The 20094-nt window shown below is 43.9% G+C and carries 26 protein-coding genes and 1 tRNA gene; 5 read left to right on the top strand and 22 right to left on the bottom strand.

Annotated elements, in window-relative coordinates; all coding sequences use genetic code 11:
* Nucleotides 1–6: 6 nt before the first annotated feature.
* Nucleotides 7–1074 (bottom strand): 3-deoxy-7-phosphoheptulonate synthase, encoded by a 1068-nt coding sequence (locus ACWA5Z_RS12120; protein ID WP_431052723.1) that lies wholly within the window; start codon nt 1072–1074, stop codon nt 7–9.
* Between the two features lie 298 nt (nt 1075–1372).
* On the opposite strand from ACWA5Z_RS12120, the gene rpsO reads away from it, so the two are divergent.
* Both rpsO and ACWA5Z_RS12130 read left to right on the top strand, forming a co-directional pair.
* Nucleotides 1373–1642, top strand: coding sequence for a 30S ribosomal protein S15 (gene rpsO, locus ACWA5Z_RS12125; RefSeq protein WP_431052725.1), 270 nt, complete (start codon nt 1373–1375; stop codon nt 1640–1642).
* A gap of 215 nt (nt 1643–1857) precedes the next feature.
* Nucleotides 1858–1947: transfer RNA gene (locus tag ACWA5Z_RS12130), tRNA-Ser, on the top strand.
* Nucleotides 1948–1978: 31 nt separating this feature from the next.
* On the opposite strand, the gene ACWA5Z_RS12135 is transcribed toward ACWA5Z_RS12130, so the two are convergent.
* The 21 genes from ACWA5Z_RS12135 to ACWA5Z_RS12235 form a co-directional block, all read right to left on the bottom strand.
* The gene (locus tag ACWA5Z_RS12135; RefSeq protein WP_431052727.1) at nt 1979–3076 is read right to left on the bottom strand and encodes a tyrosine-type recombinase/integrase; all 1098 of its coding nucleotides are present in this window, start codon (nt 3074–3076) and stop codon (nt 1979–1981) included.
* Complete coding sequence (locus ACWA5Z_RS12140; protein ID WP_431052729.1) at nt 2974–3285, bottom strand: helix-turn-helix domain-containing protein; 312 nt, start codon at nt 3283–3285, stop codon at nt 2974–2976. The genes ACWA5Z_RS12135 and ACWA5Z_RS12140 overlap by 103 nt, the downstream gene beginning before the upstream one ends.
* An 80-nt stretch (nt 3286–3365) precedes the next feature.
* Nucleotides 3366–3611 carry a DUF551 domain-containing protein gene (locus tag ACWA5Z_RS12145; protein ID WP_431052731.1) on the bottom strand — a complete coding sequence of 82 codons (246 nt, stop codon included), beginning with the start codon at nt 3609–3611 and terminating at the stop codon, nt 3366–3368.
* Nucleotides 3608–3802 carry a hypothetical protein gene (locus tag ACWA5Z_RS12150; protein ID WP_431052733.1) on the bottom strand — a complete coding sequence of 65 codons (195 nt, stop codon included), beginning with the start codon at nt 3800–3802 and terminating at the stop codon, nt 3608–3610. The genes ACWA5Z_RS12145 and ACWA5Z_RS12150 overlap by 4 nt, the downstream gene beginning before the upstream one ends.
* Nucleotides 3803–3805: 3 nt before the next feature.
* A complete protein-coding gene (locus ACWA5Z_RS12155) occupies nt 3806–4096 on the bottom strand; it encodes a DUF6378 domain-containing protein (RefSeq protein WP_431052735.1) in 291 nt (96 codons plus the stop codon).
* Nucleotides 4093–5478, bottom strand: coding sequence for an SNF2-related protein (locus tag ACWA5Z_RS12160; protein ID WP_431052737.1), 1386 nt, complete (start codon nt 5476–5478; stop codon nt 4093–4095). The genes ACWA5Z_RS12155 and ACWA5Z_RS12160 overlap by 4 nt, the downstream gene beginning before the upstream one ends.
* Nucleotides 5471–5749, bottom strand: coding sequence for a hypothetical protein (locus ACWA5Z_RS12165; protein ID WP_431052738.1), 279 nt, complete (start codon nt 5747–5749; stop codon nt 5471–5473). Before ACWA5Z_RS12165 ends, ACWA5Z_RS12160 begins: the two co-directional genes overlap by 8 nt.
* Nucleotides 5742–6008, bottom strand: a complete 267-nt coding sequence (locus ACWA5Z_RS12170) for a hypothetical protein (protein ID WP_431052740.1) — start codon at nt 6006–6008, stop codon at nt 5742–5744. Before ACWA5Z_RS12170 ends, ACWA5Z_RS12165 begins: the two co-directional genes overlap by 8 nt.
* A gap of 2 nt (nt 6009–6010) precedes the next feature.
* The gene (locus ACWA5Z_RS12175; RefSeq protein ID WP_431052742.1) at nt 6011–8068 is read right to left on the bottom strand and encodes a DNA polymerase; all 2058 of its coding nucleotides are present in this window, start codon (nt 8066–8068) and stop codon (nt 6011–6013) included.
* Nucleotides 8049–8225, bottom strand: a complete 177-nt coding sequence (locus ACWA5Z_RS12180) for a hypothetical protein (RefSeq protein ID WP_431052744.1) — start codon at nt 8223–8225, stop codon at nt 8049–8051. Before ACWA5Z_RS12180 ends, ACWA5Z_RS12175 begins: the two co-directional genes overlap by 20 nt.
* Before the next feature lie 81 nt (nt 8226–8306).
* Nucleotides 8307–8885, bottom strand: coding sequence for a hypothetical protein (locus tag ACWA5Z_RS12185; RefSeq protein ID WP_431052746.1), 579 nt, complete (start codon nt 8883–8885; stop codon nt 8307–8309).
* Between the two features lie 12 nt (nt 8886–8897).
* The gene (locus ACWA5Z_RS12190; protein ID WP_431052748.1) at nt 8898–9236 is read right to left on the bottom strand and encodes a KilA-N domain-containing protein; all 339 of its coding nucleotides are present in this window, start codon (nt 9234–9236) and stop codon (nt 8898–8900) included.
* A gap of 581 nt (nt 9237–9817) precedes the next feature.
* On the bottom strand, nt 9818–10360 hold the full coding sequence (locus tag ACWA5Z_RS12195; RefSeq protein WP_431052750.1) for a hypothetical protein: 543 nt from the start codon (nt 10358–10360) through the stop codon (nt 9818–9820).
* Complete coding sequence (locus ACWA5Z_RS12200; protein ID WP_431052752.1) at nt 10357–11445, bottom strand: hypothetical protein; 1089 nt, start codon at nt 11443–11445, stop codon at nt 10357–10359. Before ACWA5Z_RS12200 ends, ACWA5Z_RS12195 begins: the two co-directional genes overlap by 4 nt.
* An 85-nt stretch (nt 11446–11530) precedes the next feature.
* Nucleotides 11531–12337, bottom strand: coding sequence for a DUF2303 family protein (locus ACWA5Z_RS12205; RefSeq protein WP_431052753.1), 807 nt, complete (start codon nt 12335–12337; stop codon nt 11531–11533).
* A gap of 16 nt (nt 12338–12353) precedes the next feature.
* Nucleotides 12354–12713: a hypothetical protein gene (locus ACWA5Z_RS12210; protein ID WP_431052755.1), complete on the bottom strand. Its 360-nt coding sequence runs from the start codon at nt 12711–12713 to the stop codon at nt 12354–12356.
* A gap of 79 nt (nt 12714–12792) precedes the next feature.
* A complete protein-coding gene (locus ACWA5Z_RS12215; protein WP_431052757.1) occupies nt 12793–13344 on the bottom strand; it encodes a DUF2815 family protein in 552 nt (183 codons plus the stop codon).
* A gap of 21 nt (nt 13345–13365) precedes the next feature.
* On the bottom strand, nt 13366–14568 hold the full coding sequence (locus ACWA5Z_RS12220) for a DUF2800 domain-containing protein (RefSeq protein WP_431052759.1): 1203 nt from the start codon (nt 14566–14568) through the stop codon (nt 13366–13368).
* On the bottom strand, nt 14558–14947 hold the full coding sequence (locus ACWA5Z_RS12225) for a hypothetical protein (RefSeq protein WP_431052761.1): 390 nt from the start codon (nt 14945–14947) through the stop codon (nt 14558–14560). Before ACWA5Z_RS12225 ends, ACWA5Z_RS12220 begins: the two co-directional genes overlap by 11 nt.
* Nucleotides 14948–15084: 137 nt before the next feature.
* Complete coding sequence (locus tag ACWA5Z_RS12230; protein WP_431052763.1) at nt 15085–15378, bottom strand: hypothetical protein; 294 nt, start codon at nt 15376–15378, stop codon at nt 15085–15087.
* A 425-nt stretch (nt 15379–15803) separates the two neighbouring features.
* Nucleotides 15804–16559: an XRE family transcriptional regulator gene (locus ACWA5Z_RS12235; protein WP_431054354.1), complete on the bottom strand. Its 756-nt coding sequence runs from the start codon at nt 16557–16559 to the stop codon at nt 15804–15806.
* A 149-nt stretch (nt 16560–16708) separates the two neighbouring features.
* Here ACWA5Z_RS12235 and ACWA5Z_RS12240 point away from each other — a divergent pair, with 149 nt between their 5' ends.
* The 3 genes from ACWA5Z_RS12240 to ACWA5Z_RS12250 all read left to right on the top strand — a co-directional run bounded on the left by ACWA5Z_RS12240 (nt 16709) and on the right by ACWA5Z_RS12250 (nt 20043).
* Entirely contained in the window at nt 16709–16945 is a 237-nt protein-coding gene (locus ACWA5Z_RS12240; protein WP_431052765.1) for a Cro/CI family transcriptional regulator, read from the top strand.
* A 3-nt stretch (nt 16946–16948) separates the two neighbouring features.
* Complete coding sequence (locus ACWA5Z_RS12245) at nt 16949–19351, top strand: DUF5906 domain-containing protein (RefSeq protein ID WP_431052767.1); 2403 nt, start codon at nt 16949–16951, stop codon at nt 19349–19351.
* 332 nt (nt 19352–19683) lie between these two features.
* The gene (locus tag ACWA5Z_RS12250) at nt 19684–20043 is read left to right on the top strand and encodes an antiterminator Q family protein (protein WP_431052769.1); all 360 of its coding nucleotides are present in this window, start codon (nt 19684–19686) and stop codon (nt 20041–20043) included.
* The last annotated feature ends 51 nt before the right edge of the window (nt 20044–20094 follow it).

Below are 20094 nucleotides of genomic sequence, written 5' to 3' on the forward strand. Positions count from 1 at the left end.
TGTCCTCTAGTTTCTATTTAATAATTGCTGATGAATTTTACGCAATAATTGCTCGGTTGTCTGCCAATCAATGCAGGCATCGGTGATCGAAACGCCATATTGCATTTGTTCAAACGGTTGCTCCGAGCTTTGGTTGCCGGCAAACAGGTTGCTCTCGATCATTAAACCGGTAATAGAGCGGTTGCCATCCAAAATTTGCTGCACCACCTCTTCCGCCACCAGCGGCTGGCGGCGGTAATCTTTATTCGAGTTGCCGTGGCTGCAATCGATCATAATCGACTGTTCTAAGCCGGCTTTTGCCAGTTCCTGCTCGCATTGTTGCACAAATTCCGCTTGGTAATTCGGCGCTTTGCCACCGCGCAAAATCACGTGTCCGTCTTTGTTGCCTGCGGTTTGCAGTAAACTCACCTGCCCCTGTTGATTAATGCCGATAAAGCGGTGTCTCATCGAAGCCGCTTTCAGCGCATTGATTGCGGTGGCTAAACTGCCGTCCGTGCCGTTTTTAAAACCGACCGACATTGACAACCCCGATGCCATTTCACGGTGCGTTTGCGATTCGGTGGTGCGCGCGCCGATTGCCGACCAACTGAACAGCTCCGCCATATATTGCGGCGAAATCGGATCAAGGGCTTCGGTTGCCAACGGCAAACCCAATTCGACCAAATCAATCAGCAATTTTCTTGCCAGCTGTAAACCATTCTCTACATCAAAACTACCGTCCAAGTGCGGATCATTAATCAACCCTTTCCAACCGACCGTGGTTCGCGGTTTTTCAAAATAAACCCGCATAACAACATAAATAGTGTCTTTCACTTCATCAGCCAATGCCTTTAACTTATGCGCATATTCCAACGCCGCTTGCGGATCATGGATCGAACAAGGCCCAATCACCAACAACAAACGCTTGTCTTGCTTATGAATAATGTTGGCAATATCATGTCGGGATTGTTCGATTTGTTGTTTCAGTTCCAAACTGAGTGGCAGCTTTTCTTTCAACTCTTGCGGAGTCATCAACACTTTTTCATCGTTGATATTCACGTTGTGGATTAAATCTTTATTGGCGACGGCGTTCATAAAATTCCTTATCAAGGTCTTTTTGTAAAAAATTTGATACAATGATTGTATAATTTTAGTTACGATAATCTATTTTAATTGGAAATTCAAGGGGAGATTTAAAGATAGCTGACCGCACTTTGAAATCAAGCTATTTTACGCCCTGCTAATAACATCTAACGAATGCCTTATTACGTGATTTTTCACCCTTTTGATTGCAATCCGACGCAACTCAACGTAAAATGCGCATTCCCTGTCATAGCTGAATTAGAGATCGGCTATTGATGTATTTTCACTAACACTATTTTTAGGAGTTATTATGTCTCTAAGCGCAGAAGCAAAAGCAAAAATCGTTGCTGACTTTGGTCGTGACGGTAGCGACACCGGTTCTTCCGAAGTTCAAATTGCGTTATTAACCGCACAAATCAACCACTTACAAGGACACTTCTCTGTTCATAAAAAAGACCATCACGGTCGTCGTGGTTTATTGCGTATGGTTTCTCGTCGTCGTAAATTATTAGACTACTTAAAACGCACTGATCTAGCACTTTACACTACAACAATCGAACGTTTAGGTTTACGCCGTTAATTTTCTATTTTTGTTTATGATTTCAAAGCCCTGCCAATGCAGGGCTTTTTTATGGCTGAAATTTTCTCATTCAAGACGCTAAAAAATCAAACCTGTCGAAAAATACCGCACTTTGTTTATAATTCCCTCAAACGCAATAAATATTTAAACTTGAGTGTTGACTTGCCCCGACGAAATTTGTATTATCTGCGCCACTCGTTAAGAGTCAACCGTGCGGAGGAATGGTCGAGCGGTTGAAGGCACCGGTCTTGAAAACCGGCGAGGGTTTACGCCCTCCGTGAGTTCGAATCTCACTTCCTCCGCCACTTTTCTGAATGAAGTCGTAAGTAATGGTCGCTAAATCAATAACTTACGGCTTTTTTTATTTTCTGAAATTTCTGTGAACGGTTCGTTTTCTGCAACCAACCCAAACTGGCTAACTGCTGAATATTCCCAAAACATTCCCACATTTGCATAGCTCAAAAGATGACTGGCATTGAGATGGGCATAGCGTTTTACCATCTCCACCGTTTCCCAACCGCCAAGTTCTTTCAATACCATCAAAGGTGTTCCGTTTTGGACATGCCAACTTGCCCAGGTGTGTCGCAGATCATGAAAGCGAAAATCTTGAATATTTGCCCGCGTTAATGCGCGCTGAAAATCTTCGCGATCAATTTCGCTAATGAATTTCCCCTTGCCTCGGTGAAAAACAAAATCAGAAATACGTTCCGCTCGTTTCTGTTTCAGCAGCGCTATTGCATCTCGGCTTAGTGGCAGCGGTCTTGCTTTGCCTGATTTTGCAACATCACTGGTAACGATTGCAATATTTCTCGCAAAATCAATTTTATCCCACGTCAGCGACAAAATTTCCGTCATTCGCGCACCGGTCATCAAAGCAAAAGAGCAAACATCTTTCATCCACCCGAGATTGAGCGATTCCACCAAGCGGAATGCTTCTTCTTTTGTGATCCAACGTACCCGCACTTTCGGTTCAGGATTTTTAGGGACATAAGGAATGCTATCTATCCAACCGGCTTTATGCGCCAAAGATAACGCGCGCATAATTGACGTGCGATATCGGTTTTGCGTTGAGGGTGAGAGTTTTTCTTTCGTGCTGGCTTTGTGCGTAGGCAAGTTATTCAGAATATCATCTGTTGTTAAAGAGCTAAGCGTTCGCCCACTTAACACACTGCGCCAATACTCCGTGTGCCGAATTTTTGTTTCCATATCCTTTTGACCGGTTGAGGTTTCAAGGAATCTAATCAGGGCTTCTTCAATTGTGCGTTCAGGTTTTTTATTAAGCTGATCAACTTTCCACGCTTCATATTTGAGTTTGTCATGGTACTCTTGCGCTAATTTTTTTTCAGTTGTTTTAGCAGAGCGTCTAATTCTCTGACCGCTCGGCGTTCTGAAATCAATCCACCAGATACCACTTGATGTTTTGTAGATCGACATTTTGGATTCTCCTTATCGCCGACCTGCATTTCTAGCCGACAAACATTATTTTGCTTTTTACGGTTTTTTTCAAGATCCGATTGATAAATGCGCCAAATTCGAGACCCTTCCATTTTAAAGAATCCCCACTTATATCGATGGTTATAGACTGTGCCGTAGCTTAAACTCAGCATTTCGGCGACATCGTTTATCGTTAAGGCTTTTTCCATATTGACCCCATAAAAAAGCCACCTTGCGGTGGCGTGGTTTTAAATGTCTTTCGTCTAACTCGTCTAAGCGCTAGACTAAGTTAGGCGACATCGCTTGGCAGGCTTGGCAGCGGTTGCCAGTGTGTAACTTCATCAAAAGATAGTTGTTCACATTCACCATAGTTGAGGTTGAAATCTTCAGTTTGCCAATATAAACGACCTGGAACTTTCTTGCTTTCACATAGTTCGGCAAGGGCTTCATAGCCATTGTAAATCAACACTCTTTTATCTTTTTCGGGTAACTGTTCACTACATTTTATCCAACCGTTATTTTTATTTGTTTTCATAAATACCGCCAAGCCAATATTCGTTGTGGTTTACCTAACTCACGCATAGTCGTGTCGAACGTGAAACCTTTTTTGCTGCTATATTCATTTTCAAAGGAAAATAACCGCCCGTTGTCGAGTTTGATTTGCACTCGATACAAACCATTTTTAGGTGGGAAATTACCTTCTTTTGCGGTTTTCCAGTTATCCATAGGCTACCCACTCAATCCGATTTTTAGATCCTCAATATTTTCAGGTGTCCATAAGTCCCCGCCTAATTGGGCGTAACCGGCAATATCTCGCCAATTATCTTCATAGTGCGGATTACCCGTCAAAATGCGTGCCATTTTGGTAGCAATCATCTCTAATGCCTCTTGCTGTTTCGCATTGAGTTCACCGGCATTGGCATAAATCACGGCTTTGATTTCCTGTGCAACTTTTGCCGTGTCAGCATAATCGCCATAGGTTTGTTGGCGGTGTTTTAAGGTGGTGTTGATGTTAGTCATAGTGTTTCCTTATTTTTCATGGCATTTAATAAAATATCTTGTACCGTGCGTTTGCTGTTGCGCCTTTCAATCACTAACGCATCAACCGTATGCTTGGCGCAGATGTGGTAAATAAAAACCGGACGATGATGTCCGGCTTGTGCTTGTCGTGTCGGCCCGATACGTTCGACGATTTGTTGGTACTGTTCCAAATCCCACCAGTGGCTGAAAAAGACGAGGATATTGCCGCCGTCTTGCAAATTCAGCCCATGTCCGGCACTTGCAGGGTGTGCAAACAAAATCGGGATTTTTCCAGTGTTCCAATCTTTAATCGTTTTCGGATCAGTATCGAGCAATTTGCCTTGTGGGAAGTGTCGTTGTAGCCGTGCCAGATCGCTTTTGAAATGATATGCAACCAACACTGGCATTCCGGCGGCTTCTTCAATAATGCTCTCCAACGCTTGCAGCTTGGCATTATGGGTTTCAATCCAATCACCGCTTTCGGTATAGACCGCACCGCTTGCCAATTGCAGACATTTGAGGGTTTTGGCGGCGGCATTGAGCGCTTCAACCTCTTCATTCTGAATTTGAGTGAACATCTCTTTTTCAAATTGTTGATACTGCTTTGCGACTTTCGGCGGTAGCTCAATTTCAATTACGGTTTGGATCGGTTCTTCAATATCAAAATAATCCGCTGCCTGAATCGACAAGCAGCAATCCGCTAATGCTTTTTGAATTTCAGCTTGTGCATAGCCGTAAGGCTCTTTGCGGCTGAATCCGCTTAAGCCAAGCGGAATCGAACGAAACCATCGCTCGGTAAATGCCGTGAAGGTATGCCCTAATCGTTCGCCTCGGTCGATGAACCATTGTTGCCCCCACAAATCGATTAAACCATTCGGCGATGGTGTGCCGGTGAGATTGACCCAACGTTTCACTTTATTATGCGCAACACTTGCCAATGCTCTCGCCCGTTTGCCGCCTTTGCGCGTGCGATAACTTTTCAACTTGGTGCTTTCATCGGCGATGATCATGGTGAACTGCCAATGATTGCCGAGCGTTTCCACAAGCCAAGGTACGTTTTCATAGTTTGTAGTGTAGATGTCTGCCGGCGTTGCCAATGCTTTTTGACGTTGGCCAACCGAACCGACAATTGGCTGCACAGTTAGATGACTAAGATGCGCCCATTTGCGCACTTCGTCTGGCCATGTGCTTTGTGCCACCCGCAAAGGCGCAAGTACCAAAACAGGCGGCTCAATAACACCTGCCAAAAGTAACGCATCAAGTGCGGTCAGCGTGCTGACTGTCTTGCCTGTTCCCATGCCAGCAAAGATGTTACAGCGTGGGTTTTGGACAATGTAATCAATAATCAGCTTTTGGTATTCTCTAGGGGAAAAGTCAATCATCGAATAACGCCTCAATATCAAAACTATCAACAATCACCACGCCAAACCCTAACTCAGCAATACGTTGATGTTCACGCAGCTGCCCTGCGGTGGCTTTTCGTCTCGGTGCTTTGCATTCGGCAAAAAATAACTTGCCGCCGGGCAACAAAATCATTCTATCCGGCACATTGCGCCGCGAGGGACTGGTAAACTTATACGCAATTCCGCCCTTGGCTTTGACAGTTTTCACTAGATGGGCTTCAATTTCAGATTCTCGAATTAATCTATTCACTACGCCACTCTCCTTTCGGCATCTGAGAGGTAACATCTTCCTTAGCCCACCGTAAAAATTTATCAATTGAAACTTTTGGATAGTGCCTCCCTCTAGCAACTGTTGGGCTATCGTACTGTACTGTTCCCAAAACTTTTTCGATATACAGGATTTGGCGATCATTAACCAACCCGAAGGGATCCACTGACTTTCGTTTTGCCGAATAGATATGACCGACGATCAAATCATCAACAGTTAGTGCTTTTTGTGTGCTTTCCATAATCAATCCTTTTTATACCGATACGCTTCAAACCCTCCGGCATTGAGCGGTAAATCTTGCGCCCATAGAGGATTGGTAGCGAGTAATCGGCTGAGTGTTTCAGGGGTGTATGCAACGGTGTCCGGTGCTTCGGTTAAAACTTCATCGTGTACCGTCAATACGATTTGATAACCGCTGTTTTCAATAAGCTGCATATTGTTCGCCATCACATCACGAGCGGCGGCTTGGGTGATATTTTCCGTCAGTTTTCCGGAATATGTGGCTATCCGTCCCCATTTACGACTGTAGGTATTCAGCCCGAAATAGGTGATTTTGCCGTCTTCAATTGCTATGCTTGGATAGCACAACTGACGACCTGACGGCAGACGAATGCGCAGCCAGTTTTTTGTCCGCAAAAAAGCTAAATCGCGATAGCGGAAGACCTTATCCGACTGTGTAATGGCGTTGCGTACCGCACTTTCCACCTCAGACCACAGCTTGACCGTCTGCGGGTGCGCTTCGCGCCACAAGCGTTTCAGTGCGTCGCAGGCGATATAAACCCGTTCGGATAAATCGTAAGTACGTTTTTGGTCGCTCGCCCAATGCCACGCCGACTTCGCTTGTGCCAAAATGTCAGGATTGATGCTGTCAAACGCATTATCGGCGAGTTCGTCCAAGTCGAGTTTATAGACTAATGCGAAGTTTAAAAACGCCCCGACACCGCCGCCGTAGCCTAATCCCAACTCCATTACCTTGCCGATTTGCCGTTGCGCTTTGGTCACCTTTTCAGGGTTCATACGAAAGGATTTGGCATAGGCTAATTTATACAGATCGTGTCCGCTGCCCTTGTCAAAATCCCGAAAGGCTTGTAGTTTCCATTTTTCACCGGCAAGCCAAATCAGCATTCGCCCTTCGATATTAGATAAATCCGACACCACCAGTTTTTTACCTTGTGGGGCGATTAAGCAACCGCGCAAAGCAGAGCTGGCAAGCTCGGTAACATTATCAAAAATCAAATCGGCGGCATCGGCTTTTAGTGCTGTGATACCAAAATCAATATCATCTTGATTCATACTAGGGCGTGGCAGGTTCTGCGGCTGAAAAATTCGCCCAGCCCACCGCCCAGTACGCCCTGCGCCACAAAATTGCAGCATACCGCGCAGTCTGCCGTCGCTATTTACGGCTTGCAGCAGGCGGCGGTATTTTGCGGTTGCTGTGCCGCTTGAATTGAGGCGATTGCGCAATAGCTCTTTGACCGGTTCGGGCAATTCCGGATCGTCTAATCGCCGTTCAATCGTTGAGGCGGTTAAATCCGGTAACTCAACGCCATATTGCTGTAGTATGTGGTCTAACAGCGCATCGCGTTGGGTGGTGCTGTGTACTGTGCCATCTGTCATGGTCTGCGCTTGTTGGCGCAATTCGGCTTGTTCTTTTGTCACCGCTCGGATAGCCGCTTCCGCTAAAGTGCGGTCCACGGCAACGCCCCGATCGTTAATCTTTTGGTCAAGTTGCCACAAGGCTAATTCCCCTGCGATTAAATTCCATGTCGGCAGTCGTTTATGCACTTCTCGCATGGCGATAATATCGAGCCGTGCGTACGCTTTGAAGCGCAGCCACTCCTCCGGATGTGTGTGGCGGGTTGCCCTGTCCAGCTTGCGGTTTTTGCCCAGTGGTTTGCAAAAAAGCTGAATCAATTGTTTTCCCGCCTTATCTTTGGCTTTGTCTGTCGGCACGCCAAACACCTCACACAGCTCCGCCAGTGCGCCCGGCAAGCTGTGCAGATAGGCGATGATCATCGTGTCTAGGAAACGCTGAATACGAAAATCTACCGTTGGCAATGCGTGGCGCAATACGGTGCGGTCAAAGTGCGAATTGTGAAACATCAAGGTTATCGTCGGGTCGGCAAGATACTGTTTTAAATCCGACGGCATCGGCTCGGCAGTCGCGTCCCACACCTGCACCTCGCCATCATCCAACGCATAGGCAAACAGCAATATTTCTACGTTTTCAGCATAGGCGTGAACCCCATTGCGGATCGGGATATCACTGTAAGTTTCCAAATCAGCGTATAGTATCGGCATTGTGCACCTCACAAAACTGATCGTTATTCTCCACCACCCAAACTCCACCGGCACGTTCGCAACGGTCTTTTTCGGCGGCAACATAATATTCAAAATCGCTATCACTCGCCCACAAAAAGCCGACAAGTACCACGATAAATAGAAGCCAATTTTTCATAATGAATTCCTTATGGCTGAAAAAAGGGTGCAAGAAACCGCACTTTGCCAAAAGCAAGGTGTAAAGTGCGGTGCGGTTAAATTATGGCTTCAATGCCAACTGGGGTTGTTGCGGCTGTTCCGGTTTTGGCTTCGTGCGCATCAGCTCAAACACTTGCAGATAGTTTTGCAGGTGGATATTGGCGGCACGCAGATGTTCATCAACATTATGCCGTGCGTTGTAATTGAGCAGCTTAAGCGCAGGAGAAAGCGTGTCGTTCCACTCTTTTTCAAGGTAGCTGATGTGCTTGGCAACCGCATAGAGATTTTGTCCAAAGGAGGAAAAATCAAAGCTGGCTAAAGGGTGTGCTTTCGCTGTTGGTTGCGTAATAGTCGCTTTCGTCGCCGATTGGTAGGCTGCTAAATAGCAGTCATGGTAGCGCGCGACCTCGCTGCGCAAATGGCAAACCACGTTATCATAAATTGCCGGGTGTAAATCGCGAATTTGGCGCAATCCGTAGTAATCAAAGAACCATTTATAAATGGTGTTGGGGTGTAGCTGGCGCAGATGTGAAATCCGCATAACGTAACCGCTCAGCGTTTCGATTTGGGTTCGTGTCAGACAAGTGTCGGTTGGGCGGTGATATTGCCGTCCTTTCGGAATTTGTGTGAACGGCGGCAAAATCTTGCCTTTCTATTTGACTGCGCTTTTGCCGATGTTGTGCATTTGCATAAAGGCGCGGATCACCGTCAAATGAAATTTCGGGCTGATCCACATGGCGTAGGCGAGGACAAGTTCTTCGCAAGCCCATACACCAGCATTTAATCCGCCTCTGAATGTTTTTTGAGCTAAGCTCATATCTGAGCTTTGGTCTTTTTCAATTTCAGCAATCAGATCTTTTGTTTGTTCGAGGCGAATAAAATTACTAGGGCGATAACTTTCAGTTGTGCCACTAGCTTTGTAAATATCGTTTAATGAGTGTAAACCTTCTAAAGTGCGGATCGAGGTGTTGAGAATTGCTAAGTTTGTCATGATTTTTATCCTACTAGCGATTTTAATTTGCCCCATTGTTCAGATAGGGTGATCGGGTGCTTGAACACTGCTAGTAGACAGCCTTTCGTTTTTCCTTGCGGTCTTGTATGTACGAAACGCCACCCGATCATAAAATCAGGATAAAAAAATACCGCACTTTAATGCGGTTGTTCCGCTACTAGTCATAGGTGTGTTCAGCACCGTTAGCAGAATACTACTGAAATTTTATTTTTTCGTCAATAAAGATTTTCAAAAGTGCAGATCAAGGTATTGAGGATAGATAAGTTTGACATAATTTTGTACCTTAACGTTTAGTAATAAGCCGATCACTTAGTTGGTGATCGGGCTTCAACTACCACGTTAAGATGGCGGAGCTTATTCCCTTACGGTATTCTATTAGGCTCTCTAGACCCGATCATAGACGATCTATAACTAAAATTTAGGTACAAAAAAACCGCTTTATTATCGGAGCGAGATAACCGACTTAACGAGATAGTGGAGTCATCTTAATCCGAAAATGTGCGGTTTGTCAAATACTACAAAACAAAAAATTTATTTTGTAAACACGATTTCAAAACCTATTAGGGGAACATAGCGTTAATAATCTCTTTTTTTTCAGTAAACCGAATATAATTCAGTTCATCTACTGATAACGTAGTTTTTCTTAAATTATCTTTTTCACTTTTTATATCAATATCACCACTTATAAACCTTACAGTAAACCAATAGTTAATATTATTGTAATAATCGGATTCTAGTATCAAGCGTGACTTGGCATTTATAAAACATCCATGAGATCCACCATTAAGTTTTTCCTCTAAGAAACAGACACCCATTTTTGTATTAATATTCGGTTTTTCCAAATCTATTTTTTCTAGAACTTCTCTTAATAATGGATATTTTTTTAGCTGCTGCAAGGTGCTTGCATACATCCAAACCCATTCATCGACGTTTTTTTTATTCTTTGTAATACGTTCTAAATCGTAAGATATTTCCTGTATTTCATTTATATTGTTTTCTGAAATTGCATTTAAATACCGTTCGTTATAGCTCTTGAAAGTATCGTTGGCATAAGCCAACGATACCATAAGAGAAAATATTAAAACTAATACTTTTCTAATCATTTAAATATAAGACTCTTTCTAATCTCTTTACTTGTAGAAGGAACAATCCCACTACCGGAATCATAAGTAAATCTAATATTTAGCACAATAATAATTTCTTTCCCTCGGTGTATATTTGGAATATCCACTTTTAGATCACCTATGTATTTATAGGCTTGAGGGATAACAATACTTTTATCATTAGGAGATAGCCCCCCTTTATAAAGGATTTCATCTCCTACCCGTATTTCATAACTAGATACGCTAAAATCACTACTATTTAATACTTGTTTATTCGGCATGTCAATACTAATTGCTGCAGATAGCTGATTACCAACAAGCGAAATATACCCATATAAACTTCCTGAAGCAGTTGCGCCAACGCCTTCAGCAAGAACATAATTGGGAAAGGTCTCAGATAGTTTAATTGTTTCACGAGGTAGTGCACTAAAAACCTTCTCTAATTCGGGCTTACTAACATTATAAACCTTAGACAGTTGATTAGCTAAGTCTTTTAAAATTATTAACATATCAATTAACTTTTGCTTTTCATTAATCTCAGACATTCTATATTTAAGAACAGAGTGTAGCCATAGTCGTAAGCTACCTGTAACAGATAGCATTAGATCAAAGTCTTCCTTGTGAACTTTAGAAAGTCCAAATTTAGGTATATTATCACTTTCTGCTTTATTTGCAGCAGCACTAGACTGATTGGTTTTTTCTCTCTGCTTAATAATTTCTTCATATAAAACTTTTATTTTATCAAATAATTGATTAAGCTCAGACAACCCCTTCTCAACTTCAGGAGTCTTAGAAAGTTTTCCGTACAGCTCCAATAAAATAATATATTGCTCCTCCATTTCTTTAAACATATTAACTTCACTAGGCATCCTATTTAATTTATTCGTCATTTCTGAACTCAGCTGATTCACTACCGAATGCCTAACAGTTTTATTGGGATCTAGGGATACCCTGTGATTGAAGTTAAGATTCTCAATCCTAAAAGGGTTAGGATCTATTTTGTCTAATGGAAATTTAGTTTCCTTAATCACTAAATAAGGTTCACGAGCAGTTACTACAATTTCAGGAAGAGTTGTGTGGTTCATATATATATATATCTCCGTTATATAAATTAAGTATTATAAATAAGCCTATAAAATTTAGCCCCCAAACTTGAGGGCTAAATAATAATTACACTTCAACAGTGCCTATATTCACGATAATATCCGTTCCGGTTAGGGAGAACCGCACTTTATCAGCGAACTCTTCTGCAATGGCTTCTTTTAGTGCTTCGGCTTTCACCATACGCAACACTAAAATCGGCTCGTCGCTACCGGTTAAAATTCGTAGGCGTAATGTAATGTCACGAATATTTAAGCCGCTATAGGTTTCACAGGTGAAAGTGAAACTGTGTGGGATCGTGAGTTTGCTTTTTGCTTCCACACTTTCCATTGCCGATTTCTTAGCGGCAAAATCACCAACTTCGTGTTCTTCACTTTTAGCATAATCCAATGTGATTTTCCTCACTGCCGCAAGTGCATTGGCAAAGCTGATTTCTTCGCCGGCGTCGTCAAACGCCGTAATGTTGTCCGCCCAATCCTCAAGCCAATCCGACAGTTCGCTTTGTTCCAGCTGTCGCTCGTCAATGCTGCTAACGGCTTCAAACGCAGCGGTAGCAGATAAACTCAGTTCTGCGGCATGCAGAGCGTGTCCCGGTGAAGCTATATCACCAAGGTCAAATAGGGTTCTGGCTGACATGGTGTCAGGATTGACAAAACACTGTGCGCTTGGCTGAACGTTGCGCTCAACGTAGCTGATGTAATCACGATAATGCGAGGTGCGATAAACAACACGATAACTGTTACGCTGTGCTTGATAACGCTCAAGCGGAAAGACCTGCATATCTTTCGGCACAATGGCAAGAGGGTAATCCGTCGGGCTAATGCGCACAGAAGAGAGTGCTAAGTCTTTGATTTCTTGAATGGCTGTCTTATCCATTATGTTTTTCCTTTTGTTAAACGGCTTTGGCTTGTTTGATGTGGATCACATTGTCTTTGGTCTCCACACGCTCAGGAGTAACCGATAAACGTCCGCCTTTGTGGACATACATCGGGGTGGCGGTGGTATCTTCTTCCGATACCTTGCCGCGTTTGGTCGGCTGCGAGTAGATCAGTTTGTGCGAGATTTGCACTTTTGAGTTGGTCGAACTATCGCTATCGCTTTCCATCTTTTTCAAAGTAAATTCAAGAATGACCTTACCTTGTTTGTCATGTGTCACTGTGCCGAGTGCGACTTGAGAAAGTGCGGTTGCCACTTTCGATACAAAAACACTGGCATCTAATTCATCTAAAAAATCTTGTAGATTGGTTTTCATCAGACTGTTTCCTTAATTTAGGTAAAAAAGAAGCCGCCCTCAGGCAGCTCTGTACTTTGGTGAAAAATGCAAAGTGCGATCACATAAAATCATCTGCACCGCTGTCATCAACAGATAAATCATCAAAATCATCGGCACTGGCAACACCGCCACCGGCAAAGGCATCACCATCACGGACGAATTGAATGCCGGAAAGCGAGGCGTTGATGCGTTTGCCGTATTTGTTGTCCTGCGCCCAGATGTCGATTACCGCATTGACATAGCAACCGGCATAAGGCTTACCATCGGCTTGCACCAATTCTTGTCGATTGCGATCGACAACTTTGGGGCGCGCTTTGTTATGGGCGGATACAAAAAACTTGCCTTCAAAGCCTTCGTACTCCGGTTTTTCTGCGCCATCGTGCAAACAAAACGCATTTTTGGCTTTAATGGCTTTCCAGTTTGCCTCCATTTTTTCTTCCCATTTATCTTCGGCAACCGCTTTCATTGCGGACATCACGGCGTTGTAGTTGTCGCTGCCTTTATCGAACAACAAGACAGCACTAAAACGCGGGTCGCCCTCACCGTTAATAGTTTTGGCTTCAAATAATGCAGGGAATGCTAAACGCACATCTTTTAACGTTACTTTCATAGTTTTTCCTTATGGATTGGGTTAAGTTAAATCTTCAAAATCATCATTGCTGATGACAATGGCGGGTCTTTTATCAGAAAGCGGCACAACCGATGGTGAGCCGTCTTTTTGGATAATGAAGTCTTGGATTTTGTCCCATTTATTTGGGGTGGTTTTGAGCAGCTTTTCTGCCTGGGTTGGGCTGATCAGCTTTTTGTTGTACATTTCGTCCACTTTCAAGCGTAACGATTTCAACTTCGCTTCTGCTTCGGTTTCGTCCGTCCAGCTACGCGCGCCTTTTTTACCCGCAACCAATTTGTAGCCCGGTACGTCGTTGCCATTCATCAATTCGGCAGTCGCCCGTATGCGCACCGCTTTGCAGAAACTTTCGATTAAATCCAGTTCCGGCAATAGGTGGGCGATATGCCGATTGTCACAGTTTGCCACTCTCTCCATCGCAGCCTCAAAATTGGTCGGTTTATCCAAATCGACAAAATCGTCAGCAACGGTATTGACAACGTGTTGGGCAAGGGCGTGGCATTTCGCTTTTGCCTTGCAAAATTTGCAGGCTTTTTCTTGCGGAGCAAAATCGCCCTCTTGCACTTCGCCACCGTTTAGCAAACGCACCGCATTCGCTGCCTGTGCTTTTGCACGTTCAGCAAAGGCAAGTAGTTCCTCAATGGTCAGCACCCACTCCGACACCGAATTTAACCGCACTTGATGGACACATAACCGCACTTGACGAATATCATGTACGAACTGATAAATATCGTATGCGCCCAAGGCGTAAAGCTGTAACTGTTCATTGCCTTCGGCATCGACTTTCACGCCTTTTCCATATTTCAGATCGTGAATTTGGATTTCATCGCCATTCAAAATCAATGCGTCCACCGTTCCGAAAGAATCGGGCTGTCCGATATAGTGTGAAAAGTCCACTCGGATTTCGATAAGCAATTCGCCGTTGGTGGCATAATCGCGTACGGCATGAATGTATTTCGGCACATATTCCAGCATTTCTTCATCGACGGCGGGATAGTCCGGTCCTGCCGGTTTATTGCCCAGGTACGCCGGCGCGCAATTCACCTGATTACGCAAACAGAATTCGGCAAGGGCGTGTGCTGTTGTACCTAAATCCGCATCGGGCGAGCTTTTGTCTTCGCTTTCTGCTTCCAATAGCAACGAGCCGTTACACCGCAACCAGCGGTGCGCACCACTCGGTGATAACAATGCGTGTTCACTCGGCATCGTTCACCCCCGCTTTTTCGGCTAAAAGCTGCAGTTGTTCAAGCAATAGCGATAAATCGTTATCCGCAACGGTGGATACCCCTTTCGCCTTGAAACCGCTAAAGATTTCCACCAGTCCGGCGCGATCAACAGACACCAAATTCAGTGTCAGCGCTTGGCATTGTTTGCGCAAGGTTTCGTTATTGACCGCAGGTTCTGCTGCTTTTGTTTCGGTTTGTGCGAGAGAAGTGTCGTCTGCCAGAGGATTTGACGGCGGTGTATTTTCTGATGTAGCCGCTGTCGCTTCGACGGTAACTGCTTCGGTTGCCATAAAATCGGCGAACAGACTGCATAGACGATTAATGGCTTCTGTGTTTGCTTGTAAGGCTTGTTCTAACATGAGGTTCTCCTATAACATGATGAAAATCAGGACAAGTAAAGTAAAATGCAGGGTTGCTAAAACCCAGAATTCAGGCTCTTTCATAAATTTCAGGTATAAAAAAGCCCACGCGAGGTGGGCTATAGTGGGTTGAATTACTAAATTAATTCCCGGCATTGCCGTTGGATTTTTTGCTTAGCATGGATCGTATTGAAATTGTTATTGCTATGTGTGTGCAACTTATGACACACGGTTACCGGTTTTGATCGCTGAGGCAGGGTTTCACATAATACCGCAATCCGCACTTGGTGCTCCCTGTTGCGTTTCGCATTTTGTTGTTCACGGCTTTTTGCAAACATACGCTGCAATCTACCGGCTTTTCCGATTAATTTTTCCGAAGTGCGGTCCACGTAAACCGTTTCGCACACCACTGGACAGACTAATGTTGTCATACTGCGTTCTCCATTAAAAATAACCACTGATACAATGCCTATTTGTAATAGGTGAGATCAGATTGCTTATTAACCACAACACGCCTAGCTGAATAGGCGATTCCGTTGCCGGAACGCTGATCTCATTATTTTGTGTTTGCCTCAGCCCCCCTCGCACACAATGCGAACGCTTTCACGCTATAGGGGGTTAACCAGTAATGTTAAAGAACGGTAGCCAGTTTGGCTTTGTTGGGAATAATACTAATACATTTGTATTTTATTTGCAAATATATTTGTGATAAATTTGCAAATATATTTGTAAATGAGTTGTATTCTATTGTTTTAATACGGAAAAAATTTTGAATTTTTTTGATGATTGGGCGAATTATTGAATTTTAGACGTTAAAAAACCGCTCGATTGAGCGGTTAGATTGGATTTTACACGCTTAAGAATCTAAAAATGACCACCAAAACACTTGGCCAAGAATAGTGACATCTTGTAAGTCCGCCTCTTCATCGTCATATTCTGCAGTGTTGTAGCTGCGAATTCGCACTTGATTATTCGGCAAACGCTGTAATAATTTTATCCGCAAAAGCTCACCGTGATTAATGGCATACATCTTGCCGTCTTTGATCTCTTTACAACCAAGATTAACACCAACTGTTGTGCCATCTGGTAGCACAGGCTCCATACTGTTGCCTTTTGCGGTTAAGCATACCGCCTGATTGTACTGTACACCGGCACGGCGCAATGTTGCTTTGGAAAAACGCAATTTGAAGCCATTATAATCGGCAATATCGTCCGCAAAGCCATTGCCGGCGGCAAGCCGAATATCTTTGTAGAAAGGCACGGCAACCTCGTCTTCATTCAATGGCGTATGACGATCCCATAAGTCAAAGCCACCAATTTCACCAACATTCGATTCGATTTCTTTTCCGGTATCCAAATCTTCAAAATCGTCTATTACCCCGAGCCAACGCCGGGTATCTTCGTTATCTTCGCCGAACTGTAAATAGGCTGCGCTAACCCCAAGCCATTTTGCCACTTTAGCTCGCGCATCCCCTTTTAAATCACTTAACCCTTTATAGTACCGCCGTGCCATTTCGTAGCTCATTCCGGTACCTTGGCTTAACTCCTTTATCGTTAAGCCTTTTTCATTCATCAAGTTCACTAAACGGGTTGTAATCGTGTCTTTACTCATCATCCTACCTCCCTTTGCTATTTATGCCTTTATTCTATCGCAGTCCGCATTTTTTGCAAATAAATTTGCATTTAACTTGCTCAAGTGGTAATTTTGAATTTGTTTTATATTTGATTTTAAGTTGCTTTAAATTAGTAAGGAGTTGTGAAATGACTGCAACCGGAAAAGCTATCTTCTCGTTGGGCGGACCATCTAAAGTCGCCAGATACTTTAATATCTCCCCTTGGGCAGTAAATATGTGGGTCCGAAATAATAAAATCCCTGCGGAACGTTGTCCTGATATTGAGCTATTAACAAAAGGGGAAATCAAGTGTGAAGACCTGCGCCCTGATGTGAATTGGTCAGTTTTGCGCAATAAAAAACGCAGAACCGCAAGAAAGGGGTGATTTATGCCAATAATTTATGGGGCAACCGCCCAACAATGGGATCACTTTGCGAATGCGCTGAACTTAGCGGCAGATTTACTGCCTGTCGTTTCCGATCCAAATGTTAAAATCTCCCCCCGCAGTCGGATCAAACGTGCGGGGAAATTGCCGTCTATTGTCAATAATAACGGTTTTATCGCAGGGTTAGACAGCTGGCCGAATCGAAAAGTGGAAAAATCGAGTATCGAAGCGTGGAAAAAAGACTCACGTTTAGGAATATGTATCCGCTTAGGAAAATCAGAGTACTGCGTTACTACTCGCAAAGTACTGCGTCAAGAGGCAGAAAACAGTAAAAAGTACTGCGTAACAGGTCAAAAAACAACCTACGCAGTAGTTGGCACAGGGTACTGCGTAGATGAAAAAAGTGCTGATGACGCAGTACTTTCAGATAAAGTACGCAGTAGTTATATCTATGCCCTCGATTGCGATCTTGAAGATGACGATTCACTTCAAATGATTAGCAATTCACTATTGCAAGTCTTAGGCTTAACACCGCCGAGACGCTTCCGTTCCAATGCGAATAAATGCTTGTATTTGTTTGCCGTAGAAGGCGAACCGATGACTAAGCGGGTTATGCGTCTTGAAAATGACGAGATAATCGAGTTTTTAGGCAAAGGACAGCACTTTGTTGCCGTCGGTACTCACACCAGCGGCGTGCGCTACGAGTGGGAAAATGGGTTACCAACTGAGATTCCGGTGGTGAGCGCCGAAGCCTTTGAAAACCTGTGGGCGGCATTGGAAATGACATTGCCGCTGAAAAATACTCAAGCCAGTGCGCTCTCTAAAAATCGGGATTTATCGCACGGTGACCGCACTTCGGTTGATGAAGTGACTAAATATTTAGATCAGCATTGGACGGTATTCGGTATCGGCAACCGCGGCGAACGCTTTATTAAATGCCCGTTTGAACATGAGCATACCAGTGAGGGCAACGACACCTCTACCGCCTATTTTCCTGCCGATACCGGTGGTTTTGAGCGAGGTCATTTCAAATGCCAACATGCACACTGCGCACACCGTAACGACGGCGATTTCTTAAATGCGATTGGCTTTCGGGATAATGATTTCGAGGATGTCAAAGAGAACGAGGAAATTGCCGATAAGGTCGCCTATTTCTGCAAACGCTATCTGTATATGGCGGAGAACGACCGTGTTTGCGACCTCGATAGCACCCCGCATTCATACAAATTCAAACTCAGCGAGTTCAAAAACTACACGGCTAATGTTACCCGAACGGTACTGAAAGGTAAACAGCAAGTGCAAGAGCCAATCCATAAAGCGTGGTTGGAACACAAAGACCGTAAATCGGCAATTGGGTCGGTCTATTTGCCAGGGCAACCTCGGTTGATTATGGACGAAAACAAGAACTGGCTACATAACGAATTCTATTTGCCGCAAATCGACACCGTTGAGACACGCGAGTTTTTACCGCACTTTTTGGCGCATTTGGAATATCTGATCCCCAATATCAAAGAACGTAACCATTTTATTCAATGGATGGCGTCACTGCGCAAACACCCTGAACGCCGCAATAAGGTCACGAATATGCTGGTGGCAATTGCACACGGCACGGGGCGTGGCTGGGTCGTCGAACTGCTGCAAAAACTGCTTGGGCATTGGAACTGTAAAAAATGCAAAATGGCGGATTTAGTCGATGGGCAATTTAACGGCTATCTGCACCAATCATTACTCTGTAGTGTCGAGGAAGTCAAAGAGCGCAGTGAACGCTTTGCAATCAGCGATAAAGTGCGGGATACGCTGACGGAGAACTATCTTGAGGTCAATATCAAGTATGGTGCGAAGCGCACACAACCGGTTTACACCAACTTTTTCTTTATGACAAATCATACCGATGCCTTAGTAATCAAACAGGAAGACCGTCGGATCAACGTGTTTGCCGGTCCTGAGCAGGCGAAAGACAAAGCCTATTATGACCGCTTATATCGCTTGCTTGATAACCGGCAATTCATCGCCGAAGTCTATTCTTACTTAATGCAAATCGACTTGAGCGATTACCAATGGACACATTCATTCGATACGCCGGCACGCCGCAATATGATTGAATTCAATATGAATGATACAGAACGTGCCTTTACCGAGTTTATGTCAGATCCGCCGGCGTTAGCGATGACAATGCCTCAGGTCGTTGCGTATCTTAAAGGCGGCAATGATTTTGATAGCGAAATCGACGAGTATCAGGTGAGAAAACTGCTTCAACAGTATGCAACACCTTACACTCGTTTTCGGGTCGGAGATAGACGCGTACGACCTTGGTTGTTATCAAAAGAAGTGAAATTATCTAAAGAATACATAAAACAAGAGCTGCTGAAGATTGCAGATATTTGTCCACTTGAATTTGAAAAATAAAAAGTAGTGGGACAAATAAAGTCTTGTAAAAACAAGATATTAGAAAAATTTTGTCCCACTGTAAAAAATCAAGTGGGACATAAAAAATTTAATTTAAATCAATATGTTATTTTTAAATTTTAGTATTTGTCCCACTGTCCTACTAAAAATAAAGTTATAAAGATAAAAATTTAGCAGCGCAGTAGTGGTAACGCAGTACTTATTTTTCTCTATAGAGTTTATAAAAACTACGGGGACACTCAGTTAGTGGGACAAAGAAGCGATTTTCTTAATAAAATTAGTATGTTAAGTGTGTCCCACCAGTGGGACAAGATGGAACGGGAGAAAAGGCGATGACCAAAGATGAAGTGAAAGATACTTTAACGGCGTGGGGCAATTGGGCTCACTGCCGAAAATACGGAACAGAATACCCAAGCAAAGCACTTGGATTGCAAGGGGCGGCAAGCGAGCCGGATCATCGGTTACTCTGTTCGGACGAAAAAGGCTTGGAGGTGGAAAGTGCGGTATCCTGTTTAAAAAAATATGATACGTTGGGACACGCAATGATAAATGCCTACTATATCGACAAAATCTCGATTAATCGGATTATGCGCTCAATCCAAAAATCCAAATCTTACACACTGCAGGTTTTCAACGGTGCAGAAGCCTATATCGGGGGAATTTTGAGCCAATCGCGAAAAAATAAGTATTGACAGTGGTCGTCCAGTCTACTAGTATTTTGCTATATCTTGCGGTAAGCGCAA

The organism is Testudinibacter sp. P80/BLE/0925, assembly GCF_053570785.1.